General features: G+C 64.3%; 1 protein-coding gene. It reads right to left on the bottom strand.

What is annotated here, in order from left to right; genetic code table 11:
- Nucleotides 1-552, bottom strand: a 552-nt coding sequence (locus RM844_RS32040; RefSeq protein ID WP_394814648.1) for an alcohol dehydrogenase catalytic domain-containing protein, incomplete at its 3' end; no start/stop codon positions are given.
- Nucleotides 553-736 lie beyond the last annotated feature (184 nt).

The raw sequence follows: 736 nt of genomic DNA, 5'->3' as shown, positions 1-736 counted from the left end.
GATGTCGGCGCCCAGTTCACGGCACAGCGCGAGCTTGTCGGCGGAGCCGGCCGTCACCGCGACGCGCGCGCCGAGCGCGTGGGCCACCTGAATTGCGTGGGTGCCGATGCCGCTCGCACCGCCGTGCAAGAGGACGAGATGACCGGGTGTCAACCCTGCGGTCATGACGAGGTTCGACCACACCGTGCAGGCCACCTCGGGCAGTCCGGCGGCATCGTTGAAAGCAACGCCATCGGGCAATGGCAGCACCTGTGCGGCGGGTACGGCGACATACTCGGCGTAACCGCCGCCTGCGAGCAATGCGCACACGGGTTGCCCAACTGACCAGTCGGTAACATTCGAGCCGAGGGCGGCGACGGTGCCCGACACCTCCAATCCGATGACCTCACTGGCGCCTGGCGGGGGCGGATACTTGCCCGCGGCCTGGAGCAGGTCGGCGCGATTGACGCCCGCGGCGTGAACGCGGATCAGAACTTCTTCGTTTGCTGCTTCGATATCAGCGACATTTTCCCAGGTCAGATGGCCGTTAACGGAGGCGACAATTGCATGCATTATTTCCACGCTACAAGCATGCTGTTTCCCAAGCGCAGCAATACTGACGTCCCTTACGATTGCGCCCATGGCGGGGATGATTGCGGGGCGCACGGCGGGTGACATGCCGGGCCTGGACATCGCCGAGCAGAGGTCATGGCAGAACTACCTCGACTCGGCCTTGCGAATGTATGCGACCTTGAAC

Source organism: Streptomyces chisholmiae (genome assembly GCF_031845445.1).
Lineage (GTDB): Bacteria > Actinomycetota > Actinomycetes > Streptomycetales > Streptomycetaceae > Streptomyces > Streptomyces chisholmiae.
The sequence above is the reverse complement of the archived record's forward strand: the minus strand, read 5'-3'. Positions and strand labels throughout refer to the sequence as shown.